Source organism: Rhodococcus sp. IEGM 1305, assembly GCF_030058635.1.
GTDB lineage: Bacteria > Actinomycetota > Actinomycetes > Mycobacteriales > Mycobacteriaceae > Rhodococcus_F > Rhodococcus_F opacus_D.
Window position 1 is genome coordinate 341,219 of record NZ_JASHKX010000001.1, and the last position, 18,055, is coordinate 359,273.

The window sequence follows — 18,055 nt, forward strand, 5'->3', positions numbered from 1 at the left end:
GCCGCAACCGGCCGGGCGGCACATAGCCACGATGAACATCACCGAGAAAGAAGTTCCAGGATTTTCTATTCAGTTTGTGCAGCAGAGCCGATGATCGTGTTGCTAATCCGGTTCCGAGGAAGCTGTGCGGTAGGCCGGGGCCTTCGCTGAGCGCGGCCGGTCGAGGGTCCGCAGGAGAGGCATCGACCGGTACGGGACGATCACCGACAGCACCATCACGCTGGTGGACCGGGCGACGACGCTCGACTTGTTCAGATCGATCAGCGTCTGCTGCAGCCCGAGGTGGGAACCCGCCGCGATGCGGCACAGGATGTCGCCCGAACCGGTGGTCGCGAAGGCCTCGAGCACGCCGGGAATCGACTCAAGTTCCGACGTCACGGAGTCGAGCGCGCCCTGCGCCGTCTCCAGCGTGACGAACGCCTGCACGTCGAACCCCGCGGCCGCGATGTCGAGACGCGGCTCGTACCCGGCGATCACGCCCGACTCCTCGAGTTTGCGCACCCGCGCCTGAACGGTGGCCCGCGCGACCTTGATCCGGCGCGACAGCTCCAGCACGCCGGCCTTCGGGTCGTCGTGCATGGCGTCGAGAAGGGCGAAGTCGAGCTCGTCCAACTGCACTGCGTCCTTCATGGCCAGACCTCTCCGGGCGGATTCAACTAGTCCGACTGTATAAGAAAAGTGGTTCCGGGGTCGCCGAAGATGGCACTGTGGCTAGCTTCTGCTGGCCCGGTTGCCTATGTGGGCGGGGTGGGTTTTCGTAGTGACCCAGGCAACAAGCCACACCCCGTCCCTCGAACCAGGAAGACAGCGATGACGATCGAGCAGACTCTCACCGACAAGGAACGCCTGGCAGGTCTCGACCTCGGCCAGCTCGAGCAACTGGTCGGGCTCGTCGAGTACGACGGCACCCGCGACCCGTTCCCGGTCAGCGGCTGGGACGCCGTCGTCTGGGTGGTCGGCAACGCCACCCAGACCGCCCACTACTTCCAGTCCGCGTTCGGGATGACCCTGGTCGCCTACTCCGGACCCACCACCGGCAACCGCGACCACCACAGTTTCGTCCTCGAATCCGGCGCCGTCCGCTTCGTCATCAAAGGCGCCGTGAACCCGGACAGCCCCCTGATCGAGCACCACCGCACCCACGGCGACGGCGTCGTCGACATCGCCCTCGCCGTCCCCGACGTCGACAAGTGCATCGCCCACGCCCGCGCCCAGGGCGCCACCGTCCTCGACGAACCGCACGAGGTGACCGACGAGCACGGCACCGTCCGCCTCGCCGCGATCGCCACCTACGGCGACACCCGCCACACCCTCGTCGACCGCAGCAACTACACCGGCCCCTACCTGCCCGGCTACGTCGAGCGGGCGTCGTCGCACACCAAACGGGACGGGGCACCCAAGCGCCTGTTCCAGGCCCTCGACCACGTCGTCGGCAACGTCGAACTCGGCAAGATGGACCACTGGGTCGACTTCTACAACCGGGTCATGGGCTTTACGAACATGGCCGAGTTCGTCGGCGAGGACATCGCCACCGACTACTCCGCCCTGATGAGCAAGGTCGTCTCCAACGGCAACCACCGGGTCAAGTTCCCCCTCAACGAACCCGCCCTCGCCAAGAAACGCTCGCAGATCGACGAATACCTCGACTTCTACCGCGGCCCCGGCGCCCAGCACCTGGCGCTGGCCACCAATGACATCCTCACCGCCGTCGACCAGCTGACCGCCGAGGGCGTCGAATTCCTGGCCACCCCCGACTCCTACTACGAGGACCCCGACCTGCGGGCCCGGATCGGCAACGTCCGCGCCCCGATCGCCGAACTGCAGAAACGCGGCATCCTCGTCGACCGCGACGAGGACGGCTACCTGCTGCAGATCTTCACCAAACCCCTCGTCGACCGGCCCACCGTGTTCTTCGAACTCATCGAACGCCACGGCTCCCTCGGCTTCGGCATCGGCAACTTCAAAGCCCTCTTCGAAGCCATCGAACGCGAACAAGCCGCCCGCGGAAACTTCTGAGCGAGAGGATCACTCCGCGAGACCGGTGAGGGCGAACCTTCGTCGACGATTGTGCAGCGACTTTCCCGCGCGATCGGTGCCGTCCCGAATACGATGACGCCATGAGCCCTACCGAGGCAGTGGTGGCCGGTGCCGGTCCGACCGGGCTCACGCTCGCGCTGGAACTGGCGCGTCGGGGTGTGGAGGTGCGGATCCTCGACAAGTCGCCCGAGCCGTTCGCGGGTTCGCGGGGAAAGGGATTGACCGCGCGCAGCCAGGAAGTGATGGACGATCTCGGCATCGTCGACGAGATCGTCGAGGCGGGGTTCCGGCACCTGCCCAGCCGGGTCGCGGTGCGCGGCCAGGTGGTGCGCGACAGCGACCCGCACGCGGACCTGAGCCCCACGCCCGATCGGCCCTACGACGGCGGTCTGATGATCCCGCAGTGGCGGACCGAGCAGATCCTGCGAGAAAGACTGTCGGAGTTCGGGATCGACGTGGAGCGCGGTGTCGAGGTGGTCGGCTTCGAGCAGACCACCGACAAGGTGACCGTCCGGCTCGCTGGCGGCGGGACCGTCATGGCGCGCTACCTTATCGGCTGCGACGGCGGGCGCAGCGCGGTGCGCAAGGCGCTCGGGGTGACGTTCGCGGGGACGGGCGGCATCGAGGGCATGCTCCTCGGCGACGTGTCCGTCGACGGCCTGGTCCCCGATCGCTGGTACCAGTGGACGCACCCCGAGCGGGGGTTCGTCGCGTTGTGCCCGTTCCGTGGAATCAACTCCTGGCAGTTCCAGGGCGTGCCGTTCGCGGACTTCGACGAGGAAGGCAACCTGCCCGAACCGTCGCTCGAGTACTTCCAGCGGGTTCTCGACGACATCGCCTGCGGCCCCGGCGTGCGATTGTCCGAACCGACGTGGCTGTCCACCTGGCATGTGAACGTGCGGATGGTGGACCGCTTCCGCGACGGTCGGGTGTTCCTGGCCGGGGATGCGGCCCACGTTCATCCGCCGTCCGGTGGGCTCGGGATGAACACGGGAATCCAGGACGCCTACAACCTCGGGTGGAAGCTGGCTCTCGCCCTGGCCGGCTCCGCGGACCCGTCTCTCCTCGACACGTACCAGGAGGAACGCTTGCCGCTCGCGCGCTGGACGCTCGGGGTGAGCAGCGCGGGACTGCAGAAGGTGGCCTCGAACCTCGGGCGCGAGGACTCCGAGGGGTTTGCGGGCGCGGTGACCGAGGACGGTCAGCAACTCGGTCTGGGCTACCCGTGGAGTTCGCTGTCGCGGGACGGGGACGCGACGACGGGTCTGCGCGCCGGAGATCGCGCACCCGACGCGCCCTGCCTGAGCCCCGACGGCACGCCGCTGCGGCTGTTCGACGTGTTCCGGGGGACGCACTTCACGGTCCTCGGGTTCGGCGGCGGCTCCCGGCACATCCTGCAGACCCTGGCGGAAGACGCGCCCGACGACGTGACGTACGTGGTGGTGGGCGATTCCCGAGGTCCCGGCGTGGACGTCGTCGACGACCGCGGTTTGGCGCGCAGCGCATACGGGGCACACGGTGGCACGCTGGTGGTGGTGCGCCCCGACGGGTACGTCGCGCTCACCGCCGCGGCCACCGCGGCCGACGACGTCATCGACTATCTCGGTCGACTGGTGGGGAGGTCGTCCTGAGGAAAGGCTGAACGATGCGACACAAGGACGAGGAACGGGACTACGACGAGGCCGATCTCGAGGTCGGGCCCCCGAAGGACCACGCGGCAGGCCCGACCGCTGTCGCGGTGTCGATGAAGCGCGCGCTCGAGCACATGGGCGTGGTCCGTACGGCCGAGACGTTGCTGCAACTGAACCAGGCCGAGGGGTTCGATTGCATGAGCTGTGCGTGGCCCGATCCGGAGCCGGGCCACCGGCACGCCGCGGAGTTCTGTGAGAACGGCGCCAAGGCGGTGGCAGAAGAGGCCACCCGCGACCGCGCGACACCCGAATTCTTCGCCCGCCACAGTATCGCCGAGCTCGACTGTCACAGCGAGCACTGGCTGGGTCAGCAGGGCCGGATCACGCATCCGATGGTGAAGCGGCCCGGCGGAACGCACTACGAGCCCATCGAATGGGACGAGGCCTTCACCCTGATCGGGGATCAGCTGAACGCCCTGGACAGTCCGGACGAGGCGATCTTCTACACGTCCGGCCGGGCGTCCAACGAGGCGGCGTTCGCGTACCAGCTGTTCGTCCGCGCGTTCGGGACGAACAATCTGCCCGACTGTTCCAACATGTGTCACGAATCGACCAGCATCGCGCTGCAGGAGTCGATCGGCATCGGCAAGGCCAGCGTCACGATGGACGACGTCTATCAGGCGAAACTCATTGTGCTGCAGGGCCAGAATCCGGGTACCAATCATCCGCGGATGTTGTCGGCGCTGGAGAAGGCCAAGCAGAACGGTGCGCAGATCCTCTCGATCAACCCGCTCCGTGAGGCGGGCCTGGTCAACTTCAAGAATCCGCAGACGCCCCGCGGCATGGTGGGCCCGGGCACCGACTTGTCCGACATACACCTGCCTATCGCACTGAACGGCGACCTCGCGCTGCTCCAGGCGTTCGGCTCACTGCTCGTCGAATGGGATGCCCTCGATCAGGAGTTCATCGACCAGCACACGATCGGATTCGAGCTGTGGAAGCAGCACGTCACCGACATCGACTGGGACGTCGTCACCCGCACGACCGGGCTGTCGCGGGAACAGATCACCGACGCGGCCCGGCTCCTGCGGGATTCCGACGCCACCGTGTTCTGCTGGGCGATGGGACTCACCCAGCACCACAACTCGGTGGCGATCATCAAGGAAGTCACCAATATCGCTCTCGCTCAGGGAAACATCGGCAAACCCGGTGCCGGGCTGCTGCCTGTGCGCGGGCACTCGAACGTGCAGGGCGACCGCACGATGGGGATCTGGGAGCGTCCGCCGCGGCACTTCCTGGACGCGCTCGCGAAGGAGTTCGACTTCGATCCGCCCCGCGAGAACGGGTACGACACCGTCGATTCCATCCGGGCGATGCGTGACGGCAAGGCGCACTTCTTCCTCGGGCTGGGCGGCAACTTCGTCCAGGCCGCCCCGGACACCGACGTCACCGCCGCCGCACTGCGCAAGACCCGGATGACCGTCCACATCTCGACGAAGATCAACCGCTCGCATCTCGTGTGCGGTGACACCGCCCTGATCCTGCCGACGAAAGGCCGCACCGAGCAGGACGTCCAGGCCGGCGGGCCGCAATTCATCTCGGTCGAGGACTCGACGTGTTCGGTCCACGCCTCCCGTGGTCCATTGAAACCGGCCAGCCCGCACCTCGATTCGGAGGTGGGGATCGTCACCCGCATCGCGGAGGCCACGATCGGCGACCGCTACGGTCTCGAGTGGAAGAAGATGCGGGACGACTACGCGAACATCCGCCTGCACATCTCGCGGGTGGTGCCCGGCTGTGAGGGGTACGAGGTCAACGTCCGCCGGCCGGGCGGGTTCGTCCTGCCGCACCCGCCGCGCGATTCCCGCACGTTCCCCACCCACTCGGGGCGCGCCGAATTCGCGGTGTCCCCGATCGAGGTGCTGCAGGTGCCCCCGCGGCACGTGATCCTGCAGACGATCCGCAGCCACGACCAGTTCAACACCACGATCTACGGGCTCAGCGACCGCTACCGCGGAATCGAAGGGGGACGCCGCGTGATCTTCCTGCACCGCGACGACATCGCCGCCCTCGGATTCGACGACGGGGACATGGTCGACCTCTTCACTCACTGGGCAGAAGACGACCGCGTCCGCTGCGCCCACGATTTCCGGATCGTCGAATACGACACGCCCCGGGGTTCGGCCGCCGCCTACTACCCGGAGACCAACCCGCTCGTCCCGCTCGATTCCACGGCGGCCGGCAGCAACTGTCCCACGTCGAAGTCCGTCATCGTCTCCCTGGAACACGCCGGCAAATACAGCGCCGAATTCCCACCGGAGGCGAGCCAGGACGAGGTCGGATCGGACCGATTCCACAAGTCGACCCCCCAGCCGAAGCACCTCTCCTGACGTGAGTGGCATCGTGTGTCCCGGCACGCTTTCCCACTCACCTGCGCAGGTGAGTGGCGATGTGTGCGGGGCTACGCGTCGGCACTCACGTCGCCGGGCGAACCGGACATTCTGCACTTACCACGAAGGGTGTGGTGCACCTCGCCGGTGAGGGGCCGAGGCCGCTGTTCAGCTCGCTCGAGTTGTACGCGCTCGTCGTGGTGGGAGCCGCCGCGGTCGCGCTGCAGCAGTCGGCCTTTCAGGTCGGAGCGCTGCAGGCGTCGCTGCCCGCGACCACTGTGATGGAACCACTCGTGGCGTCGCTGCTCGGCGAATACCTCGACGCCGACCGGAAGGTGACCGCCGTCCTCGTCGTCGCCCTGATCGCGGTCATCATGGCCGCGGTGGCGCTGGCGCGCGGCGCCGCCGTCGTGGAGGACGCGGGCACGGATCCGGCTCAGCCCCTGTCCCGATCGCGCAGGTAGGCCACCAACGGTTCGTGGCGTTGTATGCGCGACACGGCGATTCGACGCGCCACCACCCACATCAGCGCGGAGACGACGACGGCGAGGACGACGCACAGCGCGAAGTCCGCGGTGCCGATCCGCGTGTGCACATCGGCGGGTCGCATGAGGCGCCACAGCACGACCGGGACGACGGCGATCGCAACGGAGAACGCCGGGAACACCCCGTACGGCACCACCAGCAGGATCAGCCATCGGACGACGACGGTGTGCCAGCGGTCGCGTTGCTCCCACCGCCACCGCAGCGACCGCTGGTGGTAGGGGAAGAACACACCGACGAGACTCGACCCGGCGAGTGCACCGAACGGACACAGCGCCACCGCGACGACCACCACCGCCGTGAACAGCCAGTCCTGCTCGACGAAACCCACGGCGACCGCGATGGTCGCGCAGATCGGCGCGATCAGCATCCACAGCGCCACCGCCTTCGCGGCGAGCAACGCACCCAGCGCGGCCCCGTCGTCGAGTGCGGCGAGAACCCGCTCACGGTCCGGTGCCAGCACGTTGGTGGCGGTGACGTCGGCGTACATCCAGCCGGCGAGGGCCAGAGCGAAACCCGACGGTCCGGTCCACTCGAACAACCAGTTCCGGGGCAGCAGGAACCAGGCCCCGATCATCAGGACGGCATTGAACGCAACGGTCGCCAGGGTGTCTGCCGGGTTGCGCCAGATTCTGATCCACTCCGCGCGAAGAGCGCCCATGCCGTTCAGCGTAAAGCGTCGGGCGGGCCGTCGGAGCCGTGTCGGCAGGATCCCGGACGATCGGGACGCCGGTCCCTTCCACCTGGGACATCGGGTCGGCGACAGTGGTGCGATCCGAGAGAAAGGCCTGTCGTGACAATCGACGACGAGGAGGCAGCCGGGGCCGTCACCCTGATGGACACCCTCCCCGACCGCCACCGGACGGTGCTGCGACTCCGGCTCGCGCACCGCCTCCCGGCCGTCGAGGTGGCGCGCATTCTCGGGACGAACGTTGAGGCCGTGCTCCTCCTCCAGCACGCGGCGCTCAACCTCCTCCGGCGGCACCTCGCCGCCGGGACAGTGCGCGGCGAGGGGCCGGCGGGCGGATGGCACTGATCGCCGCTGCGAGATCCCGCGGTGCTGCCCTTTCACGTCGTCTCGGCGGCGTGCCGCCGCATTCGTGGAGTTTGCCGACCCACAGGTTCATTCTGAGGAGGGTCGGAAAGGAGAGCCACAATGATGACAATCATCACCAGAGTTGTGCTTCGCGAGGAGGGAGCCGAGCGATGGGACGGCGCAATGCATGAGCGGGTTGCTGCGGCGCGTGAAAAGCCGGGGTGGATATCAGCGCAGCTTCTCAAGGGGGTCGACGAGCCACTCGAGCGCGCCATCGTCGGTGTGTGGGAAACGAGAGAAGACTGGTCGGCCTGGCATCATGACGAAGCCTTCCGCGCGACTCGCGACGAGCTCGTGGGACTTGAAGCCGGCCAGATGGATTCCACCTGGTTCGAGGTGGTCCAGAACACTGCGACTGAAGAAGACTGATCGAGGTGTCGGTAGCTACCGGCTGGAACAGGGCACGTGTGGTCCGGGCGTGCTGATCGAGCCGCGCCCGGACCACCAGGGATCCGGTTGTGCCGGACTTTCGGTTCGGCGGTGCATATCCGGATTCGTCGAAGCATGCTCCGTTGAATGTTCGACGAAGTGAAAAGGAGTTCCGTCCCTCACGAACTCGTGTCCGGAATGTGACGCTGCTACACCGCCATCCATGCGTTGGCATGCGCAACGGCATGGACGCCAAGGCTGCCAATTCTCATATCGTCGCCTGCCCGCCCCGCAGGTTCACCATGGTGGTGTGGGTGAAGAACTCCCGCGCCGAGCGGCCCTGCTCCTTCGGACCGTATCCGCTCTTCTTTGCGCCGCCGAACGGGACGTGGGGGTCCGCGCCGGCGGATTCGGAGTTGATGTGCACGATGCCGACGTCGATGTCGTCGATGGCGTCGAGGGTGCGGGTGAGGTCCTGGGTGGCGTGTTTACCGAATCCCGTCCGTTGGACAGGCGGACGTGCGCGGCCCCCGCGGCCGTGGACCGGGGGCCTCCGCACGCCCTGATGCTGTGACCGTTCAGGCCAACGCCGCGGCGACGGCCTCGGCCGCGGCGAATCCGGCGTTGTCCAGTTCGTCGTTCACCGGTGTCGGGCAGGACGACAGTTTCACGACGACGACGCCCCGGTCGACGTCGATGTAGATGGACTGACCGTAGATGCCCAGACACAACAGCACACGCCGATCGGGGTGGGGAATCCAGAACTGATTTCGGTACATTCCGCTCGGGAACGGCGTTCCGGTCGGCGATTGAGAATATGCCTCACACGAATCGGGCGCGCCACGTAGGGAATCGTCGATCCAGTGCAGCGGCACGACCTGTTCGGCGCCGATGCGTCCGCCGCGGCGGAGGATCTCACCGAATCGCGCAACATCCCGGAGCGTCGCGGCGAGGCCACCGTCCGCGAAAACGGCTCCGGCACGGTCTACCCCGGCGTCCATGTCGTCGGCGGCGAACTTCGACCACACGAGCCGCGACAGCAGTGCCGGCATACGGTCGGCGGCGGCGCGTTCGCATACCCAGCCGAGTACATCCGTTTCACACGAGCGGTATTCGAACGGGCCACCGTGGGGGCGATCCGCTTTCAGCATCGGTAGGAACTGGTAGAGCGACGGCGGTACCCAATCGTCGACGTGCGGAATCCAGCCCACGGCCTGATCGAGGTACCGCACCTCGGCGCCGGGCTCCAGGTATTCTTCGGAGAATCGGATGCCGGAACGCATGTCGAGGATATGGCGCACAGTGGCGCCCGCGTAGCCGGAGTTCGCAAGCTCCGGAATATACTCGGTGAGTGCGGCTTCCGGGTCCAGCAGACCGGTCGCGATCAAGTTTGCCGCGACGGTTCCGACGATTGACTTGCTGACCGAGAACAGCATGTGCGTCCGGCCGGGTTCGAGGTCTCCGGGATACAACTCGGCGCGCACGGTGCCGTTGTGGAGGACCATGAATCCGTCGGTGTAGGTGCGGTCGAGTATCGAACGGAGCGTTTCGGTGCCGACGGGGAGATCGAGATCGAGCGGGTCGCCGTCGGTGAGTGGCAGTGGCGCCGATCCGGCAGCGACCCGTGCCGTCGGCACGACTTGCCGCATTCGGCCGAAGGTGTACCGGTTGGTCGGTGGGCTCTGCCAATCCGCAAGGCTGACAAACGACTTGGTATCGATCATTTCACGGCCTCGCTGCTCCGTCCGGCGGCGACGATGACCGCCTGCTCGTGGGTGAAGCTCATTTCAGGTGTCGGCCGGCGGAAGCCGCGTGTGAGCCAGACGAGGTAGACGATTCCGATTGCCAACCAGGAGATTCCGGAGATCAGTGCATGCTCGCTGAGCTGGGTGATCATGTACAGCGTCACGGCGGCGCCGACGAGCGGCATGACCACGAAGCGGACGGCACTCAACTGCCGTGTGGCGTAGTTCCGCAGGTAGTACACGATGACGCAGAGGTTGACCGCGGTGAAGGCCGTGAACGCGCCGAAGTTGATGAATCCCGTCGCGGTTTCGAGCGGCATGTTCATACCGAGGAAGCACATGCTGCCCGTGACGAGCACACAGAACACCGGAGTCCGGGTACGGCCGTTGAGCTTTCCGAACAATCGGCGGGGAAGCACGCCGTCGCGGCCCATGATGAACAGTAGACGGCTCGAGCTGAGCTGGACGGCCAGGCAGGATGCCGATCCTGCGATGATTCCCGCGAGGTTGGTCCAATCGGCGAAGAACTGACCACCGACCTGCACCGACATCGCGTACGACGCGGCCTGCGCGTCGTCGAAGATGTCGCCGGGGTGGACGAGCTGCATGACATATGCCACGACGAAGAAGATGACGCCGCCGATCGAGACGATCCAGATGATGGCCCGGGGGATGTTTCGCGCGGCGTCCTTGGTCTCTTCGGCGAGTGTGGTCACCGCGTCGAAACCGAGAAACGAGTACGCCGCGATCGCCGCTGCCGCGGAGATGCCGGCGACCGTGCTGTCGGAGTTCCAGAACGGTTCGCCGTAGGAGGCGACCGGATTGCCGGCGAGGAACTTGATGCAGTACGCGAAGAAGAGCAGTACCAAGAAGGTGGAGACGGCGAGCAGCAGCCGGTTGAGACGATCGGCGAGCGCGATCCCGATGACATTGATCGCCGTCGTCAAGCCGGCGTTGATCAACATCCACAGCCAGATCGGAACCGCCGGGAACTGTGCGTTGAGCAGGATCGACTGCGCCAGCCACGCGACCATCGGCAGGAACAGGTAGTCCAACAGGATCGCCCATCCGACCAGGAACCCGGCCGCCGAGCCGAGGTTGCGGCGGGCGTAGAAGTACGCCGAACCCGAGACCGGGTAGATGCGCGCCAGCCGTGCGTAGCTCAGTGCGGTGAGCAGCATCGCCCCGGTCGCGACCAGGAACGCCGTGGGCGCGGTGCCGGCACTGACGACTGCGATGACGCCGAAAATGATCATGACCAGGCTCGGAGCCATGTAGGACAACCCGAATGCCACTACTGACGGCAGTGTCAGTCGCGGCGTCAACTGTGGTTCGTCAGTCGCTGTCGCGACCCGCGATTCCGTCATGCGAACTCCTTGAAGTAGTGCTGTGGCGACGACCACTAAACTCCGCTGCGACGGTGTTGTCAACGCTGTTGACAACTTTGTGGGCAGCAGGATGCGCGGGTGCTGTATTGCTACGGTGGATCGATCGAGGGATCGAGGGGAGCACGATGGCGAAGGACACCGCTCGCGCCACAACGCCGGCGCGGACGACGCGGCGTGAACGCAAGGGGCTGCAGCAGGAAGCCGCGGTGAAGGCTGCGTTCGAACTCGCTCAGCGCGACGGCGCCGCCGGGCTGACGATGCGTCGCCTCGGCGAGGAACTGAAGGTCGATGCGACGACTCTGTACCGGCTGTTCCGCGACAAGGACGAGTTGCTGCTGGCCGTCTACGACCACGCGACCGCGGTCGAGCTCGAGGAGATCGGGGAGGTGCCCGAAGGCGAGCACTGGCAGGACACGTTGCGCCGCATCGCCGATCGGATCTGGGCGACCGCGGTCCGTTCGCCTGCCATCGCGGCGCTGACGTTCGCCCGTACGACGGGCGGTCCGGCAGAGCGCCGAATGGTCGAGCTGATCCTCGAGACGTTCGCGCGGTCGGGCCTGTCTCGCGAAGCCACGGTCCGGTACTACCGGGCATTTGCCGACGCCACGCTCGGGCTCGCCGGGCAGGTCGCCGTACTTGCCACCCTGGACCCCGAGATCCAGGCGAAGGACGCCGCGTCATGGACGCGCATCTACGCGCATCTACCCGACGGCGAGTATCCGACGGCCCGCGCCCACATCACGGAGCTGACCGGCATCGATCGTCGGACGATCTACGATCTGGTCGTCGAGGCCGTGCTGGCGGCCGCCGAGCGCGAGAGCGCCGAGTCGGCCTAGCGAATCGCGAGCGGGCTCGAACGACACCGTTCGTTCCGCCACAACACCGACGGGGTAGTGAGCGACGGGGACGCGGAAGCCGTGTACGACCGCGAGAACGTCGACGGCATCTGTGGGTGCAGTTACCGAGCAGACCAGTTCGTATCGGACGGCTTTCTCTGCCAGCGCCACGACGAGGCCTCGACGGGGGACCAACTCGACGAAGCCTTCGCTCCGGAGTGTAAGAAGCCCCTCGCGGACAGGCCTCGTGCTGACTCCCACGGCTTCGGCAATCCGCTCGATGCGGAGGAAATCGCCTGCACGCACGTCGCCGGAAATGATCATCTCGCGCACATACGAGGCAACTTCCTCCGGAAGTTGCTGTCGCCTTGATCTGTCATGCAGCGGCATCGGCGGTCGCACCTTCCCGGATATGAGACTGATTGATATACCATCGGCCTCTAATGTGGTTGCGAGCTTGTGAAATGAGGCGGTCGCAGGCCTTCAATTTGGTTGCGCATGTCGTCGGCCGGCGTGGCCTCGGCGCACTTCGTGGTCGCTAGACTCGGGCGGTGGACATCCGGGACGCCGAGTACCTCGTCGCCGTGGCCGATCACGGCAGCATCACCGAGGCCGCGCGGGCACTGTTCATCGCGCAGCCGTCGCTGTCGCAGGCGATCCGGACTCTCGAGCGCGATCTGGGTGTCGAACTGTTCGATCGTGGAGGACGGAAGCTGCGGATCACCCCGGCGGGCACGTCGTTCGCGCATGCGGCGCGGCAGGTCCTCGCCGATGTGGAGCGGGCGCGGGCCGTCGTGCACGACGTCGCCGAACTGCGGTCCGGCACCCTGACGATCGCAGTTCTCAATTCTCTTGCTGCCGATCCGCTTCCGCGTATCGTCGGCCGGTTTCATCGTCAGTACCCGCGCGTGGTCCTGGCCACGGTGTCGGCGGACGTTCCGGACGGCGTCGGCCGCGCGGTCCGGTCGGGTGAGTGCGACCTCGGGCTCACCGAACTGCTCGTCGACCACCAGGGGCTCGAGTTCCGGATGGTGGGGGAACAGGAGATCGTGCTCGCACTCCACGCCGATCTGGCGATCGAACTACCCGATCCGGTGCCCGTCGACCTGCTTGCCGACATTCCGATGATCGTCGAGATCGGGTCGCGGCCACGACTGCCGGTGAACAACATCGCCGTCGAGTGTGCGCATCGTCAGTCGATGTGGGAACTGGTTGTCCAGGGTGCGGGGGCGACCCTGCTGCCGCGGCGCGTCGCCGAGCAGGAACTGCCGGGGGTCGTGGTGCGCTCGCTCGCACCGCCGGAGGTGCGCACCATCGGTCTCGTCCATCGACCGGATCCGCTTCCGCCCGCGGCGGCGGCGTTCATCGCCGCGCTCGACGAGGCTCAGGGCGCGAGCGTATCGAGGAACGCGCGTCCGGCCGGAGACAGCCGGGCTTCGTCGTAGATCACCCCGTACGGGACGGTGATCGGCGGGTCGAGGGTACAGATCCGGGCGCCGCCGACCGCGGCCCGTTCCGCGAGGGTGCGTTCCATGAACGACATTCCCACGCCCTCGACGACGAACGCGCCGACGGCTTCCCGCTGGTCGACGACGGCCGACATGATCGTCCGGCTCCCAGCGGCCTGCAGTGCCTTCTCGATGACGGTGCGCGACGACGACTCCTTGGGCAACCCCACCACGGGAATGTTCGGAAGGTCATCGAGGGGGAACGGATCTCGCCAGTCGATCTCGGCGTCGTGCGGAACCACCAGCCAGTACTCGTGGATTCCGAGGACGCGCGTCGTCAATCCAGCTGCAGCGAAGGGGAAATGACTGAAGGCGATCTCGCAGTGTCCGTCGCGGATCAGCGAGGCGATGACGTCGACCGGCCGCAGGTCGGCGAGCCGGACGACCACGCCGGGATACTGCTTGCGGAAGGACCCGATCAGTTCCGTGACGGGGCCTTCCGCGACGTGCGCGGACGCGCAGATGTCGAGTCGGCCGCGCGGCAGTCCCGAGACGTCGACCAGCGAGCTCTCGGCGGCCACCAGGTCTCGCACGATCTTCCGCGCCGGACCGACGAATGCCTTTCCCGCCGCACTGAGCACCAGGCCGCGGCCCACGCGGTGGAACAGTTCGACACCGAGGTCACGCTCGAGATTGCGCAGCCCCTTCGACAACGACGGCTTGGTGACGCCCAGGGCCTCGGCCGCGAGCGCCAGGCCGTCGTTGTCGACGGTGGCGAGAAAGTACTCGACGTGACGCGACTCCACCAGTGCAGACTACTGCGTACGACCCGTCGATCCGCCGGATGTCAGATGTGACGTCCGCCGGTGACTTCGAGAACGGTGCCCGTCATGTAGCTGGACAGATCGGACGCGAGGAACAGTGCGACGTTCGCGATCTCCTCGGGCTCGGCACCGCGGCCCATCGGGACCTCCTTGAGCTTCGCCTCGATGATGTCGGCGCGCAGGGCGCGGATCATGTCGGTGTTCACCACGCCGGGCTGGATCGCGTTGACCCGCACCCCGAGGTGGGCGACCTCCTTCGCGGCCGCCTTGGTCAGGCCCACCATGCCGGCCTTCGCGGCGCTGTAGTTGGTCTGCCCGACCATGCCGACCTTGCCCGAGATCGACGAGATGTTCACGATCGAACCCTTGCCGGCCTCCCGCATCGCGATCGACGCGATCTGGGTGCCCAGCCACGCGCCCTGCAGGTGCACGTCGATGACGGAGCGGAAATCGGCGAGCGACATCTTGCGCAGCGTCGCGTCGCGGGTGATGCCGGCGTTGTTGACCCACACGTCCATCGCGCCGAACGCGTCGATCGCCGTCTTTCCGAGGTTCTGCATCTGATCCGGATCGGTCACGTCGCAGGCGACGGCGACGGCCTGGAAGCCGTCGGCCTCCAGCTTTCCGGCGGCGGCCTTGACGTTCTCGGCGTGCATGTCGCCGAGGACGACCGACGCGCCCTCACTCGCGAACTTTCGGGCCATCTCGAAACCGATGCCCTGGGCCGCGCCCGTGACGACGGCGACCCGTCCCTCGAGAAGTGTCATTGATTCTTCCTTCCTCAGTTGTACGAACGCAGCAGCCCGCGGCTGATGATCTGCTTCTGAATGTCGCTGGTGCCCTCGCCGATGAGGAGGAACGGTGCCTCCCGCATGAGGCGTTCGATCTCGTATTCCTTGGAATAGCCGTAGCCGCCGTGGATCCGGAAGCTGTCCTGCGTCACCTCGGAGCAGAACTCGCTCGCGAGGTACTTGGCCATCCCGGCCGCGACGTCGTTGCGTTCCCCGGAGTCCTTGAGCCGCGCCGCATTCACCATCATCAGGTGTGCTGCCTCGACCTTGGTCGCCATCTCCGCGATCCGGAAGGCGATCGCCTGGTGTTCGGCGATCGGCGAACCGAACGTCTCCCGCGTCTTCGCATATTTCACGCCGAGTTCGAATGCGCGCTGGGCGATCCCGCACGCGCGGGCGGCGACGTTGACGCGGCCGACCTCGACGCCGTCCATCATCTGCCGGAAGCCGCGGCCCGGGTCGCCGCCGAGGATCGTGTCTGCCGCGGCCTGGTAGCCGCTGAACACCATCTCGGTGGTGTCGATGCCCTTGTAGCCCATCTTGTCGATCTTCCCGGGGATCGTGAGCCCGGGTAGCACCTCGCCGAACCCGGCGGGCTTCTCGATGAGGAACGCGGTGAGGTTGTCGTGGGGCTTCGCCGCGCCCTCCTCGGTGCGGACCAGCACTGCCACCAGCGTCGACGACCCGCCGTTGGTCAGCCACATCTTCTGGCCGTCGATCACGTAGTTGCCGTCCGCTGCCCGGGCCGCCTTGGTCCGGATGGCGGCGACGTCGGAACCCAGTTCGGGCTCGGACATCGAGAACGCGCCGCGCAGTTCACCCGTCGCCATGCGTGGCAGGTAGTGGGCCTTCTGTTCGGGTGTGCCGTGACTCGCGATCATGTGCGCCACGATGAAATGGGTGTTGATCACCCCGGACACGCTCATCCAGCCCCGCGCGATCTCCTCGACGCACAGTGCGTAGGTGAGGAGGGATTCCCCGATGCCGCCGTACTCCTCGGGGATCGTGAGCCCGAACAGGCCCATCTCCTTCATCTGCTCGACGATCGCCGTCGGGTACGTGTCGGAATGTTCGAGCTCCTGCGCCTGCGGAATGATCGCCTTGTCCACGAACTCTCGCACTGCCGAGACGATCTCGCCCTGGGTGTCCGTGAGCCCGGCGGTCTGCGCCAGTCGTGTCATTGTTCCACCTGTCCCGTGTTCATCATTTCTCCGTACTCTGCTCGGCGTGCACGTCGTTCAGGCGGTCGCGCAATGCGGACCGCAGGACCGCACCCCGTGGGGACAGGGGCAACTCGTCGACGAAGACCACCTCACGCACCTTCTTGTACGGCGGCACCGTGGCCGCCACGAACTCGATCAGTTCCTCGGCGGTGATGCGCGCCGTGGTTTCTGCCACCACGAATGCGACGGGCATCTCCCCGACCCCGAGAACGGAGCGGCCGACCACCACGACGTCGAGAATGCCTCGTCGTGACAGCAACAGCTGTTCCAATTCGTGCGGATCGACGGTGTAGCCCTTGTAGAGGAGTGCGTCCTCGGGTCTGCCAACCATGTCGAATATCGAGTTCCATCTCGCCGGGAAATTTCATTGTTCGTGAATATGCCCGGACAATTCCTCCGGACACTGACACCTATTGAAGTGCCTCGGACCGCCGTGGTCAAAGACGCTGTAGGAAACCGACAGTTTCCCTCTTCCTATGGGTCGTAAATGCCGTCTGCGCTGCGCGTTCTCGTTCGTGGCACTCGCTTGACAGCGAGGCCGGGTTGCTGGATATTCACCTTCATGGCTGAACGCGAAGTGAGTGACGAAGACTTCAAGGACATTCTCGCGCAGACGAGAACCTTTATTCAGAAGGAAGTAATTCCCAGGGAAAATGAAATCGCGGAAAAGGACCTGATTCCGGACGACATTCGCCGCAAGGCGGCGGAGATGGGTCTGTTCGGGTACGCCATCCCGCAGCAGTGGGGCGGGCTCGGACTCGACCTCACTCAGGACGTGGAACTGGCCATGGAGTTCGGGTACACGAGCCTGGCGTTGCGGTCGATGTTCGGCACCAACAACGGGATCGCGGGCCAGGTGCTGGTGAATTTCGGTACGGACGAACAGAAGTCGGAATGGCTCGAGCGCATCGCGTCCGGTGACGTGGTCGCGTCGTTCGCGCTGACCGAGCCGGAGGCCGGGTCGAACCCGGCGGGCCTGACCACCCGCGCCGTCCTGAAGGACGGCAAGTGGACGATCAACGGCACCAAGCGGTTCATCACCAACGCGCCGTTGGCCGATCTGTTCGTGGTCTTCGCCCGCACCCGTCCCGCCGACGAGACCGGCACCGGCATCGCGGTGTTCCTCGTCCCCGCCGACACCGCCGGCGTCGTGGTCGGGCCGAAGGACAAGAAGATGGGCCAGGAGGGTGCCTGGACCGCGGAGGTCGCGTTCGACGACGTCACCGTCCCCGAAACCGCCCTGGTCGGCGGCAGCGAGGAGGCCGGCTACCGCGCCGCCATGACGTCGCTCGCCCGGGGCCGCGTGCACATCGCCGCACTCGCCGTCGGCAGCGCTCAGCGTGCGCTGGACGAGTCCGTCGCCTTCGCGGCGGTCACGAAGCAGGGCGGCACCCCGATCGGTGACTTCCAGTTGGTGCAGGCCATGCTCGCCGACCAGCAGGTCGGCGTGTCCGCGGGCCGCGCGCTGGTGCGGGACGCGGCGCAGAAGTACGTCAGCGGTGAGGATCGTCGTATCTCCCCGTCCGTGGCGAAGCTGTACTGCACGGAGATGGCCGGCAAGGTCGCCGACCTCGCGGTGCAGGTCCACGGCGGCACCGGATACATGAGAGACGTTCCGGTGGAACGGATCTACCGTGAGGTCCGCCTGCTGCGCCTGTACGAGGGCACCAGCGAGATCCAGCGTCTGATCATCGGCGGTGGCCTCGTCCGCGAAGCGAAGAAAGCGCTCTGAGC

Annotated in this window: 17 protein-coding genes and 2 pseudogenes; 9 read left to right on the forward strand and 10 right to left on the reverse strand. The window is 66.5% G+C overall.

All coding sequences use genetic code 11. The features are described 5' to 3' along the window. Window positions 1-102: 102 nt before the first annotated feature. Window positions 103-630 (reverse strand): Lrp/AsnC family transcriptional regulator, encoded by a 528-nt coding sequence (locus tag QM693_RS01595; RefSeq protein WP_005261973.1) that lies wholly within the window; start codon window positions 628-630, stop codon window positions 103-105. 180 nt (window positions 631-810) lie between these two features. Here QM693_RS01595 and hppD point away from each other — a divergent pair, with 180 nt between their 5' ends. From hppD to QM693_RS01615, 4 genes are all read left to right on the forward strand, one after another. Further along, window positions 811-2,016, forward strand: coding sequence for a 4-hydroxyphenylpyruvate dioxygenase (gene hppD, locus QM693_RS01600; protein WP_283351137.1), 1,206 nt, complete (start codon window positions 811-813; stop codon window positions 2,014-2,016). A 101-nt stretch (window positions 2,017-2,117) separates the two neighbouring features. Continuing rightward, entirely contained in the window at window positions 2,118-3,668 is a 1,551-nt protein-coding gene (locus QM693_RS01605) for an FAD-dependent oxidoreductase (RefSeq protein WP_283334392.1), read from the forward strand. Window positions 3,669-3,682: 14 nt separating this feature from the next. Continuing rightward, a complete protein-coding gene (locus QM693_RS01610) occupies window positions 3,683-6,058 on the forward strand; it encodes an FdhF/YdeP family oxidoreductase (protein WP_283351138.1) in 2,376 nt (791 codons plus the stop codon). A 59-nt stretch (window positions 6,059-6,117) separates the two neighbouring features. After that, complete coding sequence (locus QM693_RS01615; RefSeq protein ID WP_283351139.1) at window positions 6,118-6,522, forward strand: DMT family transporter; 405 nt, start codon at window positions 6,118-6,120, stop codon at window positions 6,520-6,522. On the opposite strand, the gene QM693_RS01620 is transcribed toward QM693_RS01615, so the two are convergent. Further along, window positions 6,495-7,262, reverse strand: a complete 768-nt coding sequence (locus QM693_RS01620) for a hypothetical protein (protein ID WP_283351140.1) — start codon at window positions 7,260-7,262, stop codon at window positions 6,495-6,497. The genes QM693_RS01615 and QM693_RS01620 overlap by 28 nt on opposite strands. 132 nt (window positions 7,263-7,394) lie before the next feature. Between QM693_RS01620 and QM693_RS01625 the strand changes: the two genes are divergently transcribed. Then, entirely contained in the window at window positions 7,395-7,637 is a 243-nt protein-coding gene (locus QM693_RS01625; protein ID WP_283351141.1) for a sigma factor-like helix-turn-helix DNA-binding protein, read from the forward strand. 120 nt (window positions 7,638-7,757) lie between these two features. Beyond that, on the forward strand, window positions 7,758-8,066 hold the full coding sequence (locus QM693_RS01630) for an antibiotic biosynthesis monooxygenase family protein (RefSeq protein WP_005250101.1): 309 nt from the start codon (window positions 7,758-7,760) through the stop codon (window positions 8,064-8,066). 268 nt (window positions 8,067-8,334) lie between these two features. Here QM693_RS01630 and QM693_RS01635 read toward each other — a convergent pair. The 3 genes and pseudogenes from QM693_RS01635 to QM693_RS01645 form a co-directional block, all read right to left on the reverse strand. Continuing rightward, window positions 8,335-8,547, reverse strand: a pseudogene (locus QM693_RS01635) (aldehyde dehydrogenase family protein); the annotation flags it as partial. Window positions 8,548-8,644: 97 nt separating this feature from the next. Then, window positions 8,645-9,790, reverse strand: coding sequence for a serine hydrolase domain-containing protein (locus QM693_RS01640; RefSeq protein ID WP_283351142.1), 1,146 nt, complete (start codon window positions 9,788-9,790; stop codon window positions 8,645-8,647). After that, window positions 9,787-11,178, reverse strand: a complete 1,392-nt coding sequence (locus tag QM693_RS01645) for an APC family permease (RefSeq protein WP_283351143.1) — start codon at window positions 11,176-11,178, stop codon at window positions 9,787-9,789. Before QM693_RS01645 ends, QM693_RS01640 begins: the two co-directional genes overlap by 4 nt. Window positions 11,179-11,324: 146 nt before the next feature. On the opposite strand from QM693_RS01645, the gene QM693_RS01650 reads away from it, so the two are divergent. Continuing rightward, the gene (locus QM693_RS01650) at window positions 11,325-12,035 is read left to right on the forward strand and encodes a TetR/AcrR family transcriptional regulator (RefSeq protein ID WP_283351144.1); all 711 of its coding nucleotides are present in this window, start codon (window positions 11,325-11,327) and stop codon (window positions 12,033-12,035) included. Window positions 12,036-12,200: 165 nt separating this feature from the next. On the opposite strand, the pseudogene QM693_RS01655 reads toward QM693_RS01650, so the two are convergent. Next, a pseudogene (locus QM693_RS01655) lies at window positions 12,201-12,425 on the reverse strand (GntR family transcriptional regulator); the annotation flags it as partial. 161 nt (window positions 12,426-12,586) lie between these two features. Between QM693_RS01655 and QM693_RS01660 the strand changes: the two are divergent. Then, complete coding sequence (locus QM693_RS01660; RefSeq protein ID WP_005265006.1) at window positions 12,587-13,480, forward strand: LysR family transcriptional regulator; 894 nt, start codon at window positions 12,587-12,589, stop codon at window positions 13,478-13,480. Here the strand turns inward: QM693_RS01660 and QM693_RS01665 are convergent. The 4 genes from QM693_RS01665 to QM693_RS01680 are packed head-to-tail and all read right to left on the reverse strand — an operon-like array spanning window position 13,420 to window position 16,652. Beyond that, on the reverse strand, window positions 13,420-14,289 hold the full coding sequence (locus QM693_RS01665) for a LysR family transcriptional regulator (protein WP_283351145.1): 870 nt from the start codon (window positions 14,287-14,289) through the stop codon (window positions 13,420-13,422). The two genes, QM693_RS01660 and QM693_RS01665, sit on opposite strands and share 61 nt — an antisense overlap. Window positions 14,290-14,330: 41 nt before the next feature. Continuing rightward, a complete protein-coding gene (gene fabG, locus QM693_RS01670; protein ID WP_009475780.1) occupies window positions 14,331-15,074 on the reverse strand; it encodes a 3-oxoacyl-ACP reductase FabG in 744 nt (247 codons plus the stop codon). Between the two features lie 14 nt (window positions 15,075-15,088). After that, window positions 15,089-16,279, reverse strand: a complete 1,191-nt coding sequence (locus QM693_RS01675) for an acyl-CoA dehydrogenase family protein (RefSeq protein WP_133985452.1) — start codon at window positions 16,277-16,279, stop codon at window positions 15,089-15,091. A 22-nt stretch (window positions 16,280-16,301) separates the two neighbouring features. Beyond that, window positions 16,302-16,652 carry an AMP-binding enzyme gene (locus QM693_RS01680; protein ID WP_054245945.1) on the reverse strand — a complete coding sequence of 117 codons (351 nt, stop codon included), beginning with the start codon at window positions 16,650-16,652 and terminating at the stop codon, window positions 16,302-16,304. Window positions 16,653-16,883: 231 nt separating this feature from the next. Here QM693_RS01680 and QM693_RS01685 point away from each other — a divergent pair, with 231 nt between their 5' ends. After that, the gene (locus tag QM693_RS01685; protein WP_133985448.1) at window positions 16,884-18,053 is read left to right on the forward strand and encodes an acyl-CoA dehydrogenase family protein; all 1,170 of its coding nucleotides are present in this window, start codon (window positions 16,884-16,886) and stop codon (window positions 18,051-18,053) included. Window positions 18,054-18,055 lie beyond the last annotated feature (2 nt).